Below are 17,760 nucleotides of genomic sequence, written 5' to 3' on the forward strand. Positions count from 1 at the left end.
GAATCTTGTGGTTGCAATTTATTTTTTCCCGTTAGCATACTTGCTAAAAGGAAGAGAATATATTTCGGGATGGAGTTTTTTTAGGGCGGGAATTTTACTCGCAAACAACAGAGAACCGATTAAACAAAAAACTCCGTTTATTGTTAAGGTATGAGGCGCGCCGATTTTGCTTGCCAACGTTCCTGCAAGAAGACTTCCAAAAGGAGCCGTTCCCATAAACGCCATTATGTAAAAACTCATAACCCTGCCTCTTTTGTTGTCATCTACGATAGTTTGTATAACCGTATTACAGGATGCCATCTGAACTATCATCCCGAAACCCGTTATGGACATCAGAATTAAAGATAACCATAACACTCCGGAGAAAGACATTGAAATAAGTCCTATGCTGAATATTCCCGTAGCTACCGGAATAATCCTGCCAAGCCCGGCCACGTTTTTTCTTGATGCAAGATAAAAAGCGCCGATTAAAGCGCCTGTTCCTATGGCTCCCATAAGGAAACCAAGCGTATGAGGCCCGCCATGAAGAATCTTTTTTGCAAAAATAGGCATAAGAATAGGATAAGACATTCCCGTAAAACTAACCAAACCGAGTAACAGTATGATTGATTTGATAGGCAGAGAATCTGCAACGTAAGAGAAACCTTCTTTTATTTCGTGGAAGATAAAACTCTTTTTGGTTTTTATTTTTGGGAGATTGAGTCTCATAGCTAATAGAGCAAAAATGACAGCAAGATAACTTACGGCATTAATGAGAAAACATACTCCTTCACCTGCAATGGCAATTAGTATACCCGCTACCGACGGACCGATAAGACGGGCGCTGTTGAACATTGTGGAATTTAGGGCAATGGCATTTCCCAAGTCTTCTTTCTTGTCTACAATTTCTACTATAAAAGATTGTCTCGCGGGAATGTCAAAAGCATTGATAGAACCAAGAAAAAGCCCCAGAAGTATTATATGCCATACCTGAATTGTTCCCGTTAGAACAAGAGTCGCAAGAGTCAACGCCTGTAACATTGATAGAATCTGGGTAACGATTAAGATTTTCCTGCGATTCCAGCGGTCTGCCAATACCCCGGCAAATGGCTCTATTAGAAGAATTGGAATGTTTGATGAGAAACCGACTACACCGAGCAAAAATGCCGAATTAGTAAGACGGTATACAAGCCAGCTTAAAGAAATCTGTTGCATCCACGTTCCGATAAGTGATATCCCCTGCCCTCCGAAAAAGAGGCGGTAATTCCTGTATTGGAATGCGCGGAAAATGAATTTTATGTTTTTTTCTTTTTTAATTGTTTCCATTTATTGAATGGGGCAGTTGCCCCCTTCCTACCCGGATATATTTGCACGAATTAAATTCGTGCCTACAATGGCTGCTGTCCTTTGCGATTTCGCTTTTTTAAATTGTTACCATTCCTACCATTACGGATATATTTGCACGAATTGTCACCGCCAAGGCGGGATCCCGCCAAAACGTGAAATTCGTGCCTACAATTTTTGTTCTTTGTTTAATTTGTTTCATTTGTTGAATGGGGCAACTGCCCCATTCCTATCCATTGCGTTATTTGTAACATTTTAAGATTAAAACAATAAAGGTTATAAAAATATGATACAGGATTTTTTCAATATATGTGGACGGTTACCTTTCTTGATGAGCGTGGGCCATCAAATTCACAAAACATAATATCCTGCCATGTGCCAAGTAATAATTGATTGTTTTTTATGGGAATAGTTATGGATGGCCCTACAATTGAAGATTTTATATGAGCGGCGGCATTGCCGTCTATGTTGTCGTGTAAGTAATTTGCGCTCTCCGGGATGGCTTTATTTAGAGCATTTAAGAAATCAATTTTAATATTAGGGTCGGCATTTTCATTTAGAATTACTCCTGCTGTTGCGTGTGGAATAAATATAATACAAAAGCCGTCCTTTATTCCCGACTCCCGGACAATATTTTTTACCTCGTGAGTTATGTCTATAAGTTCCTGATGAGAGGATGTTTTTATCGTGAATTCGCTCATTTTATATACTCGGACTATCGCCCAAAAAAAGAACTTTTCTTATTAATAATATTTTCTATCATTATGAGGGCGAATGTCCATTCACTCCTACAAAACAACAAAACAAATTTTCAATCCACCTTTCCTCCAAAAAGAGGGCGGACAAGTGGCGGAAAATGTCATAGAACAGCTTTTGAAATATTGTGTAAAAAGACAGAAAATACGGGAGTATTGTTGCCTTCAGATATAATATAACCTGCTTTACAGGACACAGTAAAAGTTTTATGGATTTGCATTCCGAGTTCTATTTTATTTGCATATTTGAGAGTTCCCGTTAACCAGTAATCAGATGGGAAATGATTTGGTAGAACCGGGTAAGGTTCATTTATTGTTCCTTCCCCCTTGCGGAATAGAGTATAATCCAAAAGAAAATCTACACTTTTGGAAAAATGGTGATTGATTCCCAAAAACGTTTCGTCAAAATCGGGTCCGGAAGGATGTCCTATCCCATAACCGAGATATGTATATTGTTGCCATGGATGTAGATGGTCATAAGTCCATCTCGTTACGTTGGTATATTCTGCAAGAAAATAATTTTTGCCTACAGCCCACTGTACTCCGGTATTTATTCCGATTTTAGGACGGTCGCCAACCTCTGTCTCTGAATATGGAGTATCGTCTATTAAAAACTCGCCGTAAATTCCTATTTGGTTTAGTAGTAATTTAAAATCCATACTCCATAATATGTTAACTTCCGAAGGACGATTCCATTGATATGGATAATAAATAAAAACAGGATTGAAATAGTATAAATCCGGAAGTTTGTTTTTACCTCCGAATAAAGCTATCTCAGAAATCCCGATATAAAGAGGATTATTAATTTTATACTCTAATCTGTGTCCCGTAAGATATCTGTTACACCCTAATAATGAATCAAGAAGCGTTCCTAAAAACGAAAACTTAAACTTAGAATTAGAGTAATTTAATTTAACCATATCAAAAGGAGGTGCGTTCCCAGACAGAATTAAATTGTTTCTTGGAGAAGGTCCCCATTTTATGGGTTCGCGTCCAAGGGTTATAGAAGTCCCGAACCCTGAAAGTTTAATATATCCTTTCAAGTATTCACAGCCTACAAAATCTTGCCATAGGTTTGTCGGATATTCATTGCTGGCATTAAACTTTGCCATAGGTTCTACAAAAACCGTCAAAAATGAAGTGTGGACGCCTTTTCCTATTAATGTGGCTTCTCTTGTGGAAGAATCCGATATTATTCCGGCGGAATATTCAAACCTTTCGTAATTATCCAGTTCTCTTTCTAATTTTTCTTTAAGCCATAATTCGGGAGTAGTTGCGGAGCTTACATTGTTAAGAAAATGAGATAACTCAGCCCTGCCAAGTGGAACGGTGCCGGTAAAAACGGTAGGCTTTTCTTTCGTTCGGATTAATAACTCATCAATACCTGCGTTCGTCCAGTCTTCATGCCAGAGTGTTGAAAAAAGCCAGAGTATCAGAACTGTCATATTTACTGTTTTATTCCGATTCCTTTATATTTGAACCCCAATTTTTCTATTTTGTCTTTCTCAAATATATTTCTCCCGTCTATTATAATCGGTGAACGAAGTAAATCTTTTATTTTTTTCAAATCCATATTTTTGAACTCATCCCATTCCGTAACGATACATAGACAATCGGAATCTTTTGCAACATCGTAAGCGTCTTTGCAATAAGTAATATCTTTCAGAATTTCTTTTGCTTCTTCCATTGCTTCCGGGTCATAGGCTCTTATTTTTGCGCCGCTTTCCTGTAGGGCATTTATTATATCAATAGAAGGAGCGTATCTCATATCTTCAGTCCCCGGTTTAAATGCTAATCCTAATATTCCTATGGTTTTGTCTTTTAAGTTCCAGAGAGCATTTTCAATTTTATCTACAAACCCGATTTTCATTCCTTCGTTTATTTTTTCTACTTCTTCAAGCAGTCCGAATTCGTATCCTAATTTTGATGCAATTCTTCTGAAAGCTTTTAAGTCTTTCGGAAAGCAAAATCCTCCGAATCCGATACCTGCATTTAAGAAGTCCTTTCCGATTCTCTTATCCAGACCGATACCTTCAGCTACTTTTCTAATATCTGCGCCTGAAAGTTCGCAAACGGTAGAAACTGCATTTATGAATGAAATTTTCATTGCAAGGAAAGAATTGGATGCGTGTTTTATCAGCTCTGCCGACTCAATGTTGGTTATAACTAACGGCGCGTTTATTGGTTTATACAGTTCAATAAAAAGATTTTTTGCCCGTTCGCTTTCCACGCCAATTACGATTCTATCCGGGTGCAGTGAATCATAAATCGCCATTCCTTCTCTTAGAAATTCAGGATTTGATGCGATGTCAAACTCTACTTTGCCCTTAAGTTTCATTTCCATTAATTGTTTTACGCGCATACCTGTCTGAACCGGGACGGTGCTTTTTTCTACTATGATTTTATAACTTTTCATAGAACTTGCTATCTGGGTAACGACTTCTTCGATTATGGATAAGTCCGCATCGCCGGATGTTTTTGGAGGCGTTCCTACGCATATAAATATAATGTCGGCTTCCTGTATACCTTCGGCAATAGATGTTGTAAATTTAATTTTGTTTTTATTTTTATCGAGTAATTCTTTAAGTCCTTCTTCATATATCGGGATTATGCCTTTTTTTAGTCCTTCTATTTTTTTCGAGTCGGAATCAATGCCGGTTACTTCATATCCTATTTCTGCAAAACATACTGCGCTTACCAGTCCTACGTGTCCCGTTCCTATGATTGCTAATTTCACTTTTCCCCCTTTTTATTTTCTTTGTTTTTAGGTTTGCGCAACCTAAAGGTTGCGGCTACCACTTTTATTGTCTTTCTTTTTTTGTTTGTTCAAATGCGTTTTTTATTTTTAATTCGTATTCCGGAGTTAAGGAAACCCCTCTTCTTAACATAACTTTTTTTGATACCCCTATTGCTTTATCGAGTTCATATTCGTCGAGTTTGTCCTTTGTTCCCCAACTAAAAGACGGTACGTATTTAGGAAATAACCCACCGCTATAAATATTGGCAAAACATCCAATTACGCATCCCGTAGTTAATAAAGTGCCGATTCCGGTTTTGGTATGGTCGCCTATGAAAGAGCCAAGTTTTAATGTTCCGGTATCGACAGTTGAATTAAATGTGTTTATTTTTATTGTGCCGTAAGTATTTTTTAAGTCCGAAGTGGTAGTAAGCGCACCGAGATTTACCCATTCGCTTATATAAGAATGTCCAACAAAACCTTCGTGATGCTTATTTGAGAAATCGGAGAAGACGCTTTCTTCTACCTCGCCTCCTATTTTGCAGGTATTACCGATCGTAACTGCCGGTCTTATTTTTGCTCCGTCTATTAAACTATTTTCTCCTATGTAACAGGGTCCATCTACAAGAGAAGTTGCTCTTATTCGTGCGCCTGCACTTACATAAATGGGACCGTTATCAGTGTTTAAATATGCTCCCTGCTCAACTATTCCGCTTTTTTCAACTGTGTATGGTTGTGACTTTCCGAGTAATTCATAATCTTTTATAAGCGTTTCTTTATTTAGTGAAATTAATTCCCATGGATGTTCTACAACCTGTGCGTCTATTTCTATTGTTTCTATTTTGTTCTTAAGATTGTCAATAATGTCCGGCAAGTTTTGATTGGTAATTTCTATTTTTTTAGTTCGGAATCCTGCCACTCTGTTCTTTACTACAAATATTGCTTCTTTATCAGGAAGTGGTTTGTGTAGAATTGTATTGCCGTTTATAAAAAGTTCTGCTTGCGGTGAAGTTGAGTTATCTTTTTCAAGAGTAAGTATAGAAGCTTGTTTGTAAATTTTTTGTATTCTTTCCTTAAATATGAACATACCGCATCTCAGGTCAAAAGATGGTTTAAGCCATACAAGCGGCAAAAAGTTTTGCCACTTCGGAGTTTCGTATATACAAATATTCATAATTTTATATTTTCTGTCTACCTACTTCCTATTGTTTTAATATTTCTAACGTTCATTATTAAATCTTTTGGAACTTCAATAGTTATAACTGCGGTGCGGTCTTGTTTTTTTGTATATAGAACACGAAGTACTTTTGCATCACAAATTTTATGTCCATCCCGGGATAAGCCGTCAACAATTTCGCCAACCTGTGGAACAGGAGTAAACTCATAAGGTATCATTACGGTACCGGAGGTTTCGGAATAATTTTTTTGAACTACAAATATAGCAAGTCCCGGGCAGGAGGATACGCATATTCCGCACCCATTGCATTTATCAAAATCTACTTTTGGTAGATTATTTATATTTCCGTCTATTTTTATTGCGCCTTTTGGACAAGCATCCATACAAGGATTACAGGGAATTTGCTCGAAACATTCTAAAATTACGAATGGACCTTTTTCAATTCTTGATTCTGAGGGCAAGATGGAATTCAATTCTTTTTCTGTCGCTATGCCGGTAACTTTCATCATCGGGGCGGGATGTTCCATAATCATATTATATCAAGCAGGGTAAAGGCGTCCTGCCTCCCCACTTAAAATCAAAAATCAAATCTAAAAAATCTCCCGCTTTGCGGGATAAGAATCCCTAATGGCTATCGCCAAAGGGCTTCTAAAAAAATTAAAAATCAAATATTAAATATTTAAAATTTATATTAAAATGTAAAATTGAAAAAATATTTAGATATGATATTCTTGAGAGTTTTTTTGAATTTTGATTTGTCATTTTGATATTTGCATTTTGATTTTTGATATTATTTACTAAATATTGTCGGGTGTTTCGTTGAATTCCGTATTACATTCGGGACAAATGATTTTACGTCTTTTTTCTATAAGAATGGGGTATCCGCATTTTTCGCATTTCTGGTTAACGGGTTTATAGAATAAAACGAAATCACATTTTGGGTAGTTGCTGCATCCGTAAAATATTCTACCCTTTTTGCTTCTTCGTTCGATTATTTCGCCATCACATTTAATGCATTTTGTCCCGGTCTTTGATAAAATAGGCCTTGCATTTTTGCATTCCGGGAATCCTGAACAAGCAATGAATTTACCAAATTTTCCCCAGCGAGTCATCATTTGTTTGCCGCATAGTGTGCATTTTTCATCTAAAAGCTGGCTGATTTCTTTTTTTACTTCCTTCTTGTTAGCGTTAAAATCATCTACAAGTTTTTTAAAAGGCGTATAAAATTCTTTTAATACACTAAGTCTGTCTATTTCTTTTTCTTCTATTTTGTCTAATTTTAATTCGAGCCCGCTTGTAAATTCTATGTTGAATATGTCGGGGAATCGCGAGATTAAAATTTTATTTAAGGTTTCGCCTAATTCGGTAGGAACTAATTCGGCCTTTTGTTTGCACACGTATCGCTTATCAAGTATTTTTGATATGATAGGTTCATAGGTGGATGGTCTGCCGATGCCTTTAGATTCGAGCTCTTTAACCATTGTTCCTTCGGTGTATCTGGAAGGCGGGTTGGTAAATTTTTGTTCCTTGATTAGTTCTTCAAGATTTAATGTGCTTCCTTTCTTTAGTTCGGGAAGAGGTATTTCTTTTTTTATTTTTGCAGGCCAGACTTTTATATATCCGTCAAATTTTAACTTATCGGATTCAGTATACAATTTATATTTGCCGGCAGAAATATCTATGGAACTGTGTTCATATATTGCGTTTGTCATCTGGGAAGCGACAAATCTCTGCCATATTAGATTATAAAGTTTATATTGCTGAACGGTTAAACTGTCTTTTATGCTATCAGGACTTAGCCCAACTCCTGTAGGTCTGATTGCTTCGTGCGCTCCCGACTTTTCTGCCGCAAATATCTTGAATTTAGGAGATAAATAGTTTTTCCCGAATTCGGATTCTATGTATTTCCTTGCGTCAACCAGGGCATGTTCCGCAACTCTTAAAGAATCCGTTCTCATATATGTAATAAGACCGGTTCTTCCTTTTTTTAGTTCAATGCCTTCAAATAGTTGCTGGGCAGTTCTCATCGTAGTTTTTGTCGTGAAACCGAGTCTGGTTGAAGCATCGCCCTGTAGTGTGCTTGTGATATAAGGGGGTAAAGGTTTATTTTGTCTTTCTTCGGTTTTAAATTTTTCTACTATAAACGGAGAACTTTTCAGTTCGGATTCTACTTTTTCTGCTTCATCTTTGTTGTGAATTTCAGTATCTTCTAAAGTGGCAAAGAATTTTTTATCTTTATCAAAGAAACATTTTACAGTCCAGAATTCCTCGGGTTTGAATTTTCTTATGGCATCTTCTTTTTCGCATATAAGTCTAAGCGCAACCGTTTGAACCCTACCGGCAGAGAGTACGTTTCTATGGAATATTTGCCAGAGAATAGGGGAAACTTCGTATCCTACAAGCCTGTCGAGAATACGACGCGCTTGTTGGGCTTCTACTTTTGCGTCATCTATTTCGCCTGAATTTTTTAATGCTTCCCTGACGGCTTTTTCCGTTATTTCAAAGAATAATGCTCTTTTGACAGGTTTTTGTATAATATTTTTTAGATGGTATGCAATTGCTTCACCTTCACGGTCAGGGTCGGTTGCCAAGTATACAGTCTTAGCTTTTTTGGATGCTTTTACAAGTTCGGAAGCAAGTTTCTTGTTTAGAACAACATATTCCGGGGCAAAATCTTTTGCTACGTTTATGCTTAGTGTACTGCGGGGAAGGTCTACGAGATGCCCCATTGAAGACAGAACATGGTAATCCTCACCAAGAAATCCCTGGATAGTTCTTGCTTTTGTTGGAGATTCGACGATTATCAGTTCCACAAAACTGATTTTACATAGATTTGAAAATATTGCAAGTAAAAAATTTGTATGGGGTTAAAAAAAGTTACGAAATTCGGCGAAGATGTTATATAATCAAACAGGTTGGGGAGTTCAATTTTTTTAGTCTTCGGAGAGCAACAGGAAGGAGATAAACATTGTGAATAACCCGCAGGCGACTTTTAATCCGATTGCTATGTTGCAAAAGGGTATAATACCGGAACTGAACAAAGCGAAAGGTTCTCCTTTGCCGAGGAAATTCCTGAAAAATATACCACCTGTAAACCCCAGCATGGCAATGCTTGCAAACATTATTCCGCCAAAACCTTCGAATATGGAAAGCATGGTTTTTCTTATACGGGCGTATCCTTGTTTGCCGCCGTAAGCGAGTAGATACGAAATAAAACTACCTGCAATTATAACTCCGCCGGGAAATCCACCACCGGGAGTCAGATGTCCGTGTAAAATGATATATATTCCATACATCATAAGCAGCCCGGATAAAATACGGATACCCGTTTTAACTATAATTGTCATACCTTCTTGCTCTCTCATCGTATCGGATAGTAATCAATGTCTATTATTTGTCAATTAAAATTTTGGAAGAGTAATGATGAGAGAGGTGTAGAAGTTATAATCTTGTTTTCACTTACGATGAAAATAAACATTTTATTAAATGACCGAAACATATCTTTAAATCAAACAGGATTAAAAAACATTTGACAAACGGTCTTATTTTTTTATAACATAACATAATGATGTTGGCATTGTTTATCTTTCTCCGGATTTCATCTCCCATCTCAACAAATGTCGGGCAGGCCTCCGAAATAAAAGTTTCGGATATTCCTAATGATAAGGGAGAAGCTATATCCGTAGAATGGAAACTTCCCTCTACGGATTCTTCGGTTGTTTATTATAATATCCTTCGTGCGGATAATCGGGACGGCAAGTATGATTCTGTCGGGACAGTCTTAAAAGGAAGCAACAAATTTGAAGACAAAAGCGTAAAAGATGGCAAACCTTATTGGTACAAAATATGTGCTGTTTCCCTGGATTCCGCTTTTAGCGGTTTTATAGGAATCGAACCTTCCGATTCTGTAACCTCTTCTGCGCAGTGGTTTAACCATAAACGCTGGAATGTTTTGATATTGGGATTGATTATTTGCGGGCTTGCGCTCCTTTATATATGGCTTGCTAAAAAAGGTGTACCTTTATTCATTCGCAACATTCCCGGGCTTGAAGCTGTTGACGAAGCCGTCGGAAGAGCTACCGAAATGGGAAGGCCCATCCTTTATATTACGGGACTTGGTGATATGTCGGATATTTCTACCATCGCTTCACTGTCAATTCTTGAAAGGGTTGCGAAAAGAGCTGCTATGCATGGCACGGCACTTATAGTTCCTACTTATGACCCTGTTGTTATGAGCGCAGCGCAGGAAGTCGTCAAACAAGCTCACGAAGAAGTTGGCCGTCCGGATACTTATGATGAAAGTAAAATATTTTATTTAACCGCAGACCAGTTTGGTTATGCTGCCGGAGTTGATGGTATTATGTTAAGAGATAGACCGGGCGCAGTCTTTATGCAGGGGTACTTTTTTGCAGAAGCTCTTATAATGGCAGAAACCGGTAACTCCATAGGTGCAATACAAATTGCAGGAACGCCCGCAACTTCACAATTGCCTTTCTTTGTTGCGGCCTGCGATTACACCTTAATCGGAGAAGAAATGTTTGCTGCTTCCGCTTACTTATCAAGAGAACCGCTTATGCTTGGAAGTATAAAAGGCGAAGATTATGCAAAAATAATCGTTATAATAATTATTGTTACCGGGGTGTTGTTTGCTACCATTGCCGGTCTCTTTAATGCACAGAATAATACTTTTTTAAATAATTTTATTAACTGGTTTACGCCAATCTAATCTAATGCAGCAAAACTTGGTAATTTTGAGTAATCCCGCCAAGGCGGGAAACTCTAACTAATGAGAAGAGAAATACCTTTAGCTATAACCTTTATAACGGGACTCCTTATTATTATAGGATTCTTTGTCCCTCATAAACCTGTTGGCGAAATACAAACCATATTCCTTGAATGGTATTCCATTATCGTTGGATTTACTATGATTGTCGGGCTTATTACGTTGTCAACCGTCCATACGAGAAATATTCGCAGACGTTCTCCGGGATTCGGATACTCGATAGCACTTATTCTCTCTATAATCATTACTTTAATCGTGTGCTTTTATTCTGGATTTAAATACAAAGGGTTGTTTGAATTAGGAACTCCGTTTATGTGGTATTACAATAGTGTGTTTATCCCTTTATCGGCAACTATGTTTGCACTGCTGGCTTTCTTTATCGCATCGGCTTCTTACAGGGCTTTCAGGGCAAGAAACATTGAAGCGACTTTGTTGCTTCTTGCGGGTGTGCTTGTGATGATTGGAAGAATACCGATGGGAGAGCTTATGTGGGATAAGTTTCCCGGTATCGCAGAATGGATTATGAATATCCCGCAAATGTCTGCAAAACGTGGAATGCTGATTGGCATTGCTCTCGGGATGATAGTTACTTCCCTGCGGCAGGTGCTGGGAATAGAACGTAGTTATTTAAGATAAAAAATGAAAAAATCTTTTTCCGAAAGACTAACGAGTATAAATAGACACCATATATATTTAGCCATTGCGTTATGTATTATCATACCTTTCCTTACGCGTAAAATTTTGCCCATAAAAGTCAGTCCGCCGGTTAAATCCGCATATGAAGCAATTGATAAATTGCCGGCAGGCTCGGCAGTTATGATTTCTGTTGATTACGAAGCAGGTTCTCAACCCGAATTGCAACCTATGCTTATTGCTATCTTGCATCATATGTTCCAGAAAAACCTGAAAGTAATTATGATTTGTCACTGGCCACTCGGGTTCCCACTCGGTCAGGATGCGCTTATTACTACTGCAAACAAATACGGTAAAAAATACGGCATTGACTATGTAAATCTGGGTTACAGACCCGGTGTTTCATCCGTAATGCTTGGCATAGGAAGAGAAATAAGAACTTTCTTTAAATCCGATTACGCAGGAACACCTGTAGACTCATTACAGTTAATGAAAACCGTTCATAATTATAATGATATCGGAATATTGGTAGGTTTGGAGGCCGGTGCTACCGGTGACTTATGGGTTAGAATTGCAAACGCTCAATTTGGGGAAAAAGTTATTCTTGGATGCACCGCTGTAACTGCACCGGATTGTTATCCATACCTTCAGGCAAAACAAATTGAAGGCATTATCGGTGGCTTGAAAGGCGCTGCGGAATACGAAGATCTCGTTGACCTCAAAGGAGATGCAATTACAGGAATGACTGCCCAGTCCGTTGCGCACCTTGCAATAATATTCTTTATAATTGTAGGAAATGTCGGGTACTTTTTGTCTATACGAAGAAGAAAAAGCAATTGAATATGAAAATAAAGACTCAGTCTAAAGCTGTCCGTAACAGAACAATGGAATTGTCTAAAAAAGAAATACTAACTTATAAAAAAGATTTGCTAAAAATAAACAAGAAAGTTGTTGTTAAACAAATATTAAACAAAACTATAGCGCAGAATATTTTCCAAACAATGGATTTTCTCCCATCGGCTTTTGTTGATTTGCTCTTTATTGACCCGCCGTATAATCTTACAAAAACTTTTAATGAAAATTGTTTCAAGGAAATGTCCATAAATGATTATTCTAAGTGGATGGACGGTTGGCTAAAGAAAATGATAAGGTTTCTTAAGCCGGATGCTTCAATATATATTTGTGGAGACTGGCGTTCTTCTTCTGCGGTTCAATTGGTTTGCGAAAAATATTTTATAATAAGAAACAGGATTACTTTTGAAAGGGAAAAGGGGAGAGGTGCAAAACAAAACTGGAAAAATAATTCCGAAGATATCTGGTTTTGCACTCTGTCTGATGATTATTATTTTAATCCCGAAGCAGTGAAATTAAAAAGAAAAGTGTTGGCGCCTTATCGTGAAAACGGGATTGCCAAAGACTGGACGCAAGACGATGAAAATAAATACAGGTGGACTTCCCCATCGAATGTGTGGACGGATATTACGATTCCTTTCTGGTCAATGTCCGAAAATACACCACACCCAACACAGAAACCGGAAAAACTGCTTGCGAAAATTATTCTTGCAAGTTCTAAACAGGGAGACGTTATTCTTGACCCGTTTGCAGGGGTGGGAACTACCGGAGTGGTTGCAAAAAAATTAAAAAGAAATTTTGTAATGATAGAAGTGGATGAAACGTATTGTCTCTACGCGCAAAAAAGGTTGGCAATGGCGGAAAATGATTCGACTATACAGGGCTATTCTGACGGCATCTTCTGGGAAAGAAATGCATTAAGCGAAATTAAAAAGACTTCTTTATCATTTCATAAAAAGAGAGAAGTGGGGAATAGGTTTAGGATTTTAGGATAATAATATGACAATGGAAATTTTAGGGATATGGGTAGCGGCGTTTCTTACTTTATGTATATTCTCATTTCTTTATAAGGACAATCCTTTTTACAAACTTGCCGAGCATATTTATGTCGGGTCGTCTGCTGCTTATATGCTTGTGAATTGCTACTTCTTTACCATCAAACCAATGTTGATAGAAAAATTTGTTGCAAGCAATACGATGGGGAAATGGGCATTATTAATACCGGTTTTTCTTGGGGTAATTATGTTGTTGCGACTTGTCCCGCGTATCTCTTGGATATCAAGATGGGCAATTGCGTTTACCATTGGAATTGGCGCAGGTATAGGAATAACGACGGGTATTCACGGCTTTATTTTGCCACAGGCGAAAGCTACATTCTTGCCGTTGATAGTAAAAGGAAATGTTTTTACGAGCATAGACAATATAATTTTAATTGTAGGAGTTTTAACTTCTTTGTTCTTCTTTTATTTTTCAAAAGAGCATACGGGTAAATTCAAAGCGCCGATGTTAATAGGAAGGTATTTTATTATGGTAGCGCTTGGCGCATCTTTCGGATATACCGTAATGGCAAGACTTTCCCTGCTTATAGGAAGAATATATTTCCTTCTCCACAACTGGCTGCATCTAGTAAAATAATTCCACAGTTTTTTTACTTTGATTCCCACTTTTACTCTGGTATGCTGAAATAGTTTATATTCACGGTTTGTTGTTGTGCTTGCATTTTAGTGGGGAACAGGCGTGCCTGTTCCCTACTCCCGAAGTTAAAAGAACAGGGGCGATTTTTTATATCGCCCCTGTTCTTTGTACAAAACAAATAAACTTTATTTCAAAACTACTAATTTTTGTGTCAAGCTAACATCCCCGGAAGTTAATTTGCAGAAGTACATTCCTACCGGTACTTCTCTTCCGTTGTTATCTTTTCTGTCCCATTTTATAGTAGAATTAGGAGTTATAGAGAAAGATTTTACTACTCTTCCGCTTAAATCTTGAATCTGTAAGCTTCCATTTGTTTCTATTCCCTGGGCACCAATTACTGTGGCAACTTTGAAGGGATTGGGAGAAAATACTAATTTAGGAGTTTGTGTTTTATTCGAATTTTCTTCTACTCCGATTACGCACGCATCTATCCAACCCTTGATTGTAGTTTCGTTAAATCCGAACATAGAATTTTGTACCTTACCGTCTGGTTTAATGACATAATTGAGCGGAATAGAGCTACTTGAAGAATAGAGACTGTATGAAGAACCTGTTGCATCTCTAAGAAAAAGAGCACTGCTAACTCTTGCATAAGTTTTTATAGTGCTTATGGCTTCATAACCTATTGCAAGAACTCTTAATTTTGTTGTTCCGTATTGATTTTGTATCGCTGCCAACCTTGGCAGTTCTGCTACGCAGGATGGTCAACCAGAGCCCCACCAATTAATCAAAACTACTTTACCTGCAAACTCAGTGAGTGAATGGTTGACGCCGGCTGTATCCGGAAGAGTAAAATTTGGAGCAGTAGCTCCCGGGCCCGGGGCTGTAAAACCTGAAGATGCCATAAACAAGAATCCTATTGCTACCAAACTAAATACTTTTTTCATCATTCCTCCTTTTTTACTTTTCGAATTTATTCCAATACTACTAATTTTTGTGTCAAGCTAACATCCCCGGAAGTTAATTTGCAGAAATACATTCCTACCGGCACTTCTCTTCCGTTGTTATCTTTCCTGTCCCATTTTATCGTAGAATTAGGAGTTATAGAGAAAGATTTTACTACTCTTCCGCTTAAATCTTGAATCTGTAAGCTTCCGTTTGTTTCTATTCCCCGGGCGCTAATTACTGTGGATACTTTGAATGGATTTGGAGAAAAAGCTAATTTTGGAGTTTGTGTTTTATTCGTATTTTCTTCTACTCCGATTACACAAGCGTTTATCCAGCCTTTGATTGTTGATTCACTAAATCCTGCCATCCCATTTTGCACTTTACCATCCGGCTTAATGACATAATTAATTGGGATGCCGTTATTTATATTATAAGCAACAGTTGTAGCACCTGAAGCATCCCTAAGAAAAAGAGCGCTATTCCCTTTCGCATAAGATTTTACTGTACTCAAGGCTTCCTTATAATTAACTGCAATTACCCTTAATTTTGATAAACCATATTGATTTTGTATTGCTGCCAACCTTGGCAGTTCTGATACACAGGATGGTCAACTAGAAGCCCAGAAATTAAGAAAGACCACTTTGCCGGCAAATTCGGAAAGTGAATGATTAACACCAGCCGTATCCGGAAGTGTGAATGCAGGAGCTGTTGTTCCCGGACCGGGCCAGGAAAAACCTGAAGATGCCACAAGTAAGCATCCTACTGCTACTAAAATAAACGCTTTCTTCATCGCCCCTCCTTTTTTTGTCCCGTTTTTAATATTAATAAATATTTCGTATATCTACACTAGTGTAGTCAAATTTTATTTTTAGCAAGTAAAAAATTAAAAATTTTTAGTTTTGCTCTTTTAGAGGAGGTTTTTAGCTTTTCTGTCTTCCAATTTTCATATTTTCAACTTAATTCATAAAATATCAATAATTTTTTTGTTGCAAAAAGTAAATATAAATATAAAAATGTTAATTATAAATATGGATATCAGATTTTTAAAAACTATTGCTAAAGACGGGTTCTATAATATGGCAATGGATGAAGCTTTATTTGTTGTCGGAATCCCGACTTTAAGATTTTACACTTTTGTCCCTCCTGCAGTTACGATTGGCAGGTTCCAGAAATTCAATCTTTCCGAGTTTCCTCCAAATATGGATGTTGTTCGTAGATTAACCGGCGGCAGGGCGATAATTCATAAAGGAGATTTGACTTATTCAGTGGTAGCCCCGTTAGATTCCGTTCTTGGAAAAACTGCTCCCGAAGTTTATAAAAAAATAGGCGAAATGTTTCAGGTTGGTTTAAATATGCTTAATATACCTGCAGAACTCGTGAAGTCAAAATTGAATCCCGATTATGTAAATAAAGTAAGTTGTTTCAGCGCCTCTGCAAGATACGAACTTCAACTTGAAGGCAAGAAAATACTCGGCAGCGCGCAAAAAGTAGAGAACGAAAAAATACTCCAACAGGGCAGTCTTTTTGTTGACAGCGAAAACGAAAACTTTAACCAGTTAGGGGTGAAGCAAATTATGGGAAAAGAAATTGAGACAGAGAAGATTGTATTTGCCGTAAGAGAAGCATTTATTAAATCAGGAATAAATATAATAGATGGCGAATTAACGGATAAAGAAAAAGAATTAATAGATAATTTATTGCCGAAATATCATAATGTAGATTGTAACTCAAGCTTCTAGCTTGAATGCTGAAGTAATGAAAAACTTTTTAGATAATTTATTCACACCACAGGAAAGAAGCGTAATCATTTTTCTTGTTGTATGCATCGTTATTGGGGTTTCCGTGTATGTGTATAAATTAAAAAACCCGGTATTTGCGCCGGAACTTAAGGCTTCATATTTGAAATCGGTGGTGCTTACGGATAGTGTTGTCGTAAAAACTGCGCAATTCACAGGAGTTACGAACGAATCTAAACACAAAACATCACCTCAAAATGAACCTAAAACATTCAATACAACTGAAGCTAAGGTAACAAATTTATCCACCCCCCAACAAAAACAAACCTATGATGAAGGTAAAAGGGTAAACATAAATACTGCTTCAATGGAGGAGTTGATATCCTTGCCGGGGGTCGGTTCCGTTTATGCGCAAAGAATTATAGAGTACAGAGAAAAAAAGGGCAAGTTCAAAAACATTGAGGAAATAATAAATATATATGGGATTGGTCAGAAACGATTTGACAAATTAAAAGATAAAATTACAGTAGAATAATATGGCAAAAATTATTTGTAGATGTGAAGACTTAACCGAGGAAGAAATCACGGATTTAATCAAACGGGGAGTCGTTACCCTTGACGAAATAAAACGCCTCTCAAGAGCCGGGATGGGACATTGCCAGGGGCGAACCTGTTCAAAACTTATAGCGCAGTTGATTTCAAAACATACCGGCAAGCCTGTTAGTGAAATAAAATATCCTCTAAAAAGACCACCAGTAAAACCTGTTCCTTTCGGAATTCTGGCAAAAAATAAATAATTTGTGGCTTATTTAATTATAAGTTTCTATTGTGCGAAAAACTAATAATGAATATATTTATAACAACTTTTTAAATCTTTTTTGGGGAATTAAATTAAAGGGGGAAAAATGAAACAAGATAAATGGACAAAGTTTTTACTTTTATGGATAGCATTTATGCTTACAGTTATAGCATTTAAGCCTTTATTGGAGATACCTGTTGCACAAGCTAAAGAATCTGTATCGCAACCCGAATCACCCGTAATTGAATTAAAAGAACCTGTTATAGTGGAGTTTAGAAAACCAATAGAAGTTAGAGTAGTGGATATAAAAAGTGTTTGGCCTGCGGAAGTAAAAATAAAAGATGAAGTTAAAGTAGATGGCGAACTAAAACTTAAAAATTAA

The 17,760-nt window shown here is 37.2% G+C and carries 22 protein-coding genes; 9 read left to right on the top strand and 13 right to left on the bottom strand.

Annotated features, from left to right (window positions below; translation table 11 throughout):
• Nucleotides 1-18 precede the first annotated feature (18 nt).
• The 9 genes from WC614_03095 to WC614_03135 form a co-directional block, all read right to left on the bottom strand.
• Nucleotides 19-1,305 carry an MFS transporter gene (locus tag WC614_03095; protein MFA5031985.1) on the bottom strand — a complete coding sequence of 429 codons (1,287 nt, stop codon included), beginning with the start codon at nucleotides 1,303-1,305 and terminating at the stop codon, nucleotides 19-21.
• A 97-nt stretch (nucleotides 1,306-1,402) separates the two neighbouring features.
• On the bottom strand, nucleotides 1,403-1,525 hold the full coding sequence (locus WC614_03100) for a hypothetical protein (protein ID MFA5031986.1): 123 nt from the start codon (nucleotides 1,523-1,525) through the stop codon (nucleotides 1,403-1,405).
• Nucleotides 1,526-1,625: 100 nt separating this feature from the next.
• The gene (locus WC614_03105; protein ID MFA5031987.1) at nucleotides 1,626-2,024 is read right to left on the bottom strand and encodes a secondary thiamine-phosphate synthase enzyme YjbQ; all 399 of its coding nucleotides are present in this window, start codon (nucleotides 2,022-2,024) and stop codon (nucleotides 1,626-1,628) included.
• A gap of 158 nt (nucleotides 2,025-2,182) precedes the next feature.
• Nucleotides 2,183-3,523, bottom strand: coding sequence for a capsule assembly Wzi family protein (locus tag WC614_03110; GenBank protein MFA5031988.1), 1,341 nt, complete (start codon nucleotides 3,521-3,523; stop codon nucleotides 2,183-2,185).
• A gap of 2 nt (nucleotides 3,524-3,525) precedes the next feature.
• Nucleotides 3,526-4,815, bottom strand: coding sequence for a UDP-glucose/GDP-mannose dehydrogenase family protein (locus WC614_03115; protein MFA5031989.1), 1,290 nt, complete (start codon nucleotides 4,813-4,815; stop codon nucleotides 3,526-3,528).
• Nucleotides 4,816-4,879: 64 nt separating this feature from the next.
• Nucleotides 4,880-5,989: a putative sugar nucleotidyl transferase gene (locus WC614_03120; GenBank protein ID MFA5031990.1), complete on the bottom strand. Its 1,110-nt coding sequence runs from the start codon at nucleotides 5,987-5,989 to the stop codon at nucleotides 4,880-4,882.
• 17 nt (nucleotides 5,990-6,006) lie between these two features.
• Nucleotides 6,007-6,525: a 4Fe-4S binding protein gene (locus WC614_03125; protein ID MFA5031991.1), complete on the bottom strand. Its 519-nt coding sequence runs from the start codon at nucleotides 6,523-6,525 to the stop codon at nucleotides 6,007-6,009.
• A 264-nt stretch (nucleotides 6,526-6,789) separates the two neighbouring features.
• Complete coding sequence (gene topA, locus WC614_03130; protein MFA5031992.1) at nucleotides 6,790-8,805, bottom strand: type I DNA topoisomerase; 2,016 nt, start codon at nucleotides 8,803-8,805, stop codon at nucleotides 6,790-6,792.
• A 120-nt stretch (nucleotides 8,806-8,925) separates the two neighbouring features.
• Nucleotides 8,926-9,357, bottom strand: coding sequence for an MnhB domain-containing protein (locus tag WC614_03135; GenBank protein MFA5031993.1), 432 nt, complete (start codon nucleotides 9,355-9,357; stop codon nucleotides 8,926-8,928).
• A 200-nt stretch (nucleotides 9,358-9,557) separates the two neighbouring features.
• Between WC614_03135 and WC614_03140 the strand changes: the two genes are divergently transcribed.
• The 5 genes from WC614_03140 to WC614_03160 are packed head-to-tail and all read left to right on the top strand — an operon-like array spanning nucleotide 9,558 to nucleotide 13,895.
• The gene (locus WC614_03140) at nucleotides 9,558-10,718 is read left to right on the top strand and encodes a DUF6754 domain-containing protein (protein MFA5031994.1); all 1,161 of its coding nucleotides are present in this window, start codon (nucleotides 9,558-9,560) and stop codon (nucleotides 10,716-10,718) included.
• A 60-nt stretch (nucleotides 10,719-10,778) separates the two neighbouring features.
• Nucleotides 10,779-11,411, top strand: coding sequence for a hypothetical protein (locus WC614_03145; GenBank protein MFA5031995.1), 633 nt, complete (start codon nucleotides 10,779-10,781; stop codon nucleotides 11,409-11,411).
• 3 nt (nucleotides 11,412-11,414) lie between these two features.
• Entirely contained in the window at nucleotides 11,415-12,248 is an 834-nt protein-coding gene (locus tag WC614_03150) for a hypothetical protein (GenBank protein ID MFA5031996.1), read from the top strand.
• Nucleotides 12,249-12,250: 2 nt separating this feature from the next.
• Nucleotides 12,251-13,255 (top strand): site-specific DNA-methyltransferase, encoded by a 1,005-nt coding sequence (locus WC614_03155; protein ID MFA5031997.1) that lies wholly within the window; start codon nucleotides 12,251-12,253, stop codon nucleotides 13,253-13,255.
• A 4-nt stretch (nucleotides 13,256-13,259) separates the two neighbouring features.
• The gene (locus WC614_03160; protein ID MFA5031998.1) at nucleotides 13,260-13,895 is read left to right on the top strand and encodes a hypothetical protein; all 636 of its coding nucleotides are present in this window, start codon (nucleotides 13,260-13,262) and stop codon (nucleotides 13,893-13,895) included.
• A 185-nt stretch (nucleotides 13,896-14,080) separates the two neighbouring features.
• Here WC614_03160 and WC614_03165 read toward each other — a convergent pair whose 3' ends face one another.
• From WC614_03165 to WC614_03180, 4 genes are read right to left on the bottom strand one after another with little or no spacing between them, the layout of a single operon-like run.
• Nucleotides 14,081-14,632, bottom strand: a complete 552-nt coding sequence (locus WC614_03165) for a T9SS type A sorting domain-containing protein (protein ID MFA5031999.1) — start codon at nucleotides 14,630-14,632, stop codon at nucleotides 14,081-14,083.
• A 27-nt stretch (nucleotides 14,633-14,659) separates the two neighbouring features.
• Nucleotides 14,660-14,842 (bottom strand): hypothetical protein, encoded by a 183-nt coding sequence (locus WC614_03170; protein ID MFA5032000.1) that lies wholly within the window; start codon nucleotides 14,840-14,842, stop codon nucleotides 14,660-14,662.
• Between the two features lie 26 nt (nucleotides 14,843-14,868).
• Nucleotides 14,869-15,423 (bottom strand): T9SS type A sorting domain-containing protein, encoded by a 555-nt coding sequence (locus WC614_03175; GenBank protein ID MFA5032001.1) that lies wholly within the window; start codon nucleotides 15,421-15,423, stop codon nucleotides 14,869-14,871.
• Between the two features lie 27 nt (nucleotides 15,424-15,450).
• Entirely contained in the window at nucleotides 15,451-15,633 is a 183-nt protein-coding gene (locus WC614_03180; protein ID MFA5032002.1) for a redoxin family protein, read from the bottom strand.
• 223 nt (nucleotides 15,634-15,856) lie between these two features.
• On the opposite strand from WC614_03180, the gene WC614_03185 reads away from it, so the two are divergent.
• The 4 genes from WC614_03185 to WC614_03200 all read left to right on the top strand — a co-directional run bounded on the left by WC614_03185 (nucleotide 15,857) and on the right by WC614_03200 (nucleotide 17,760).
• A complete protein-coding gene (locus WC614_03185; protein MFA5032003.1) occupies nucleotides 15,857-16,582 on the top strand; it encodes a hypothetical protein in 726 nt (241 codons plus the stop codon).
• A gap of 16 nt (nucleotides 16,583-16,598) precedes the next feature.
• Nucleotides 16,599-17,114: a ComEA family DNA-binding protein gene (locus tag WC614_03190; GenBank protein ID MFA5032004.1), complete on the top strand. Its 516-nt coding sequence runs from the start codon at nucleotides 16,599-16,601 to the stop codon at nucleotides 17,112-17,114.
• Between the two features lies 1 nt (nucleotide 17,115).
• Nucleotides 17,116-17,376, top strand: coding sequence for a (2Fe-2S)-binding protein (locus WC614_03195; protein MFA5032005.1), 261 nt, complete (start codon nucleotides 17,116-17,118; stop codon nucleotides 17,374-17,376).
• Between the two features lie 108 nt (nucleotides 17,377-17,484).
• Nucleotides 17,485-17,760 (top strand): hypothetical protein, encoded by a 276-nt coding sequence (locus WC614_03200; protein MFA5032006.1) that lies wholly within the window; start codon nucleotides 17,485-17,487, stop codon nucleotides 17,758-17,760.

It is taken from the genome of bacterium (genome assembly GCA_041649255.1).
Lineage (GTDB): Bacteria > Hydrothermota > UBA3073 > JACQXS01 > JAQTXJ01 > JAQTXJ01.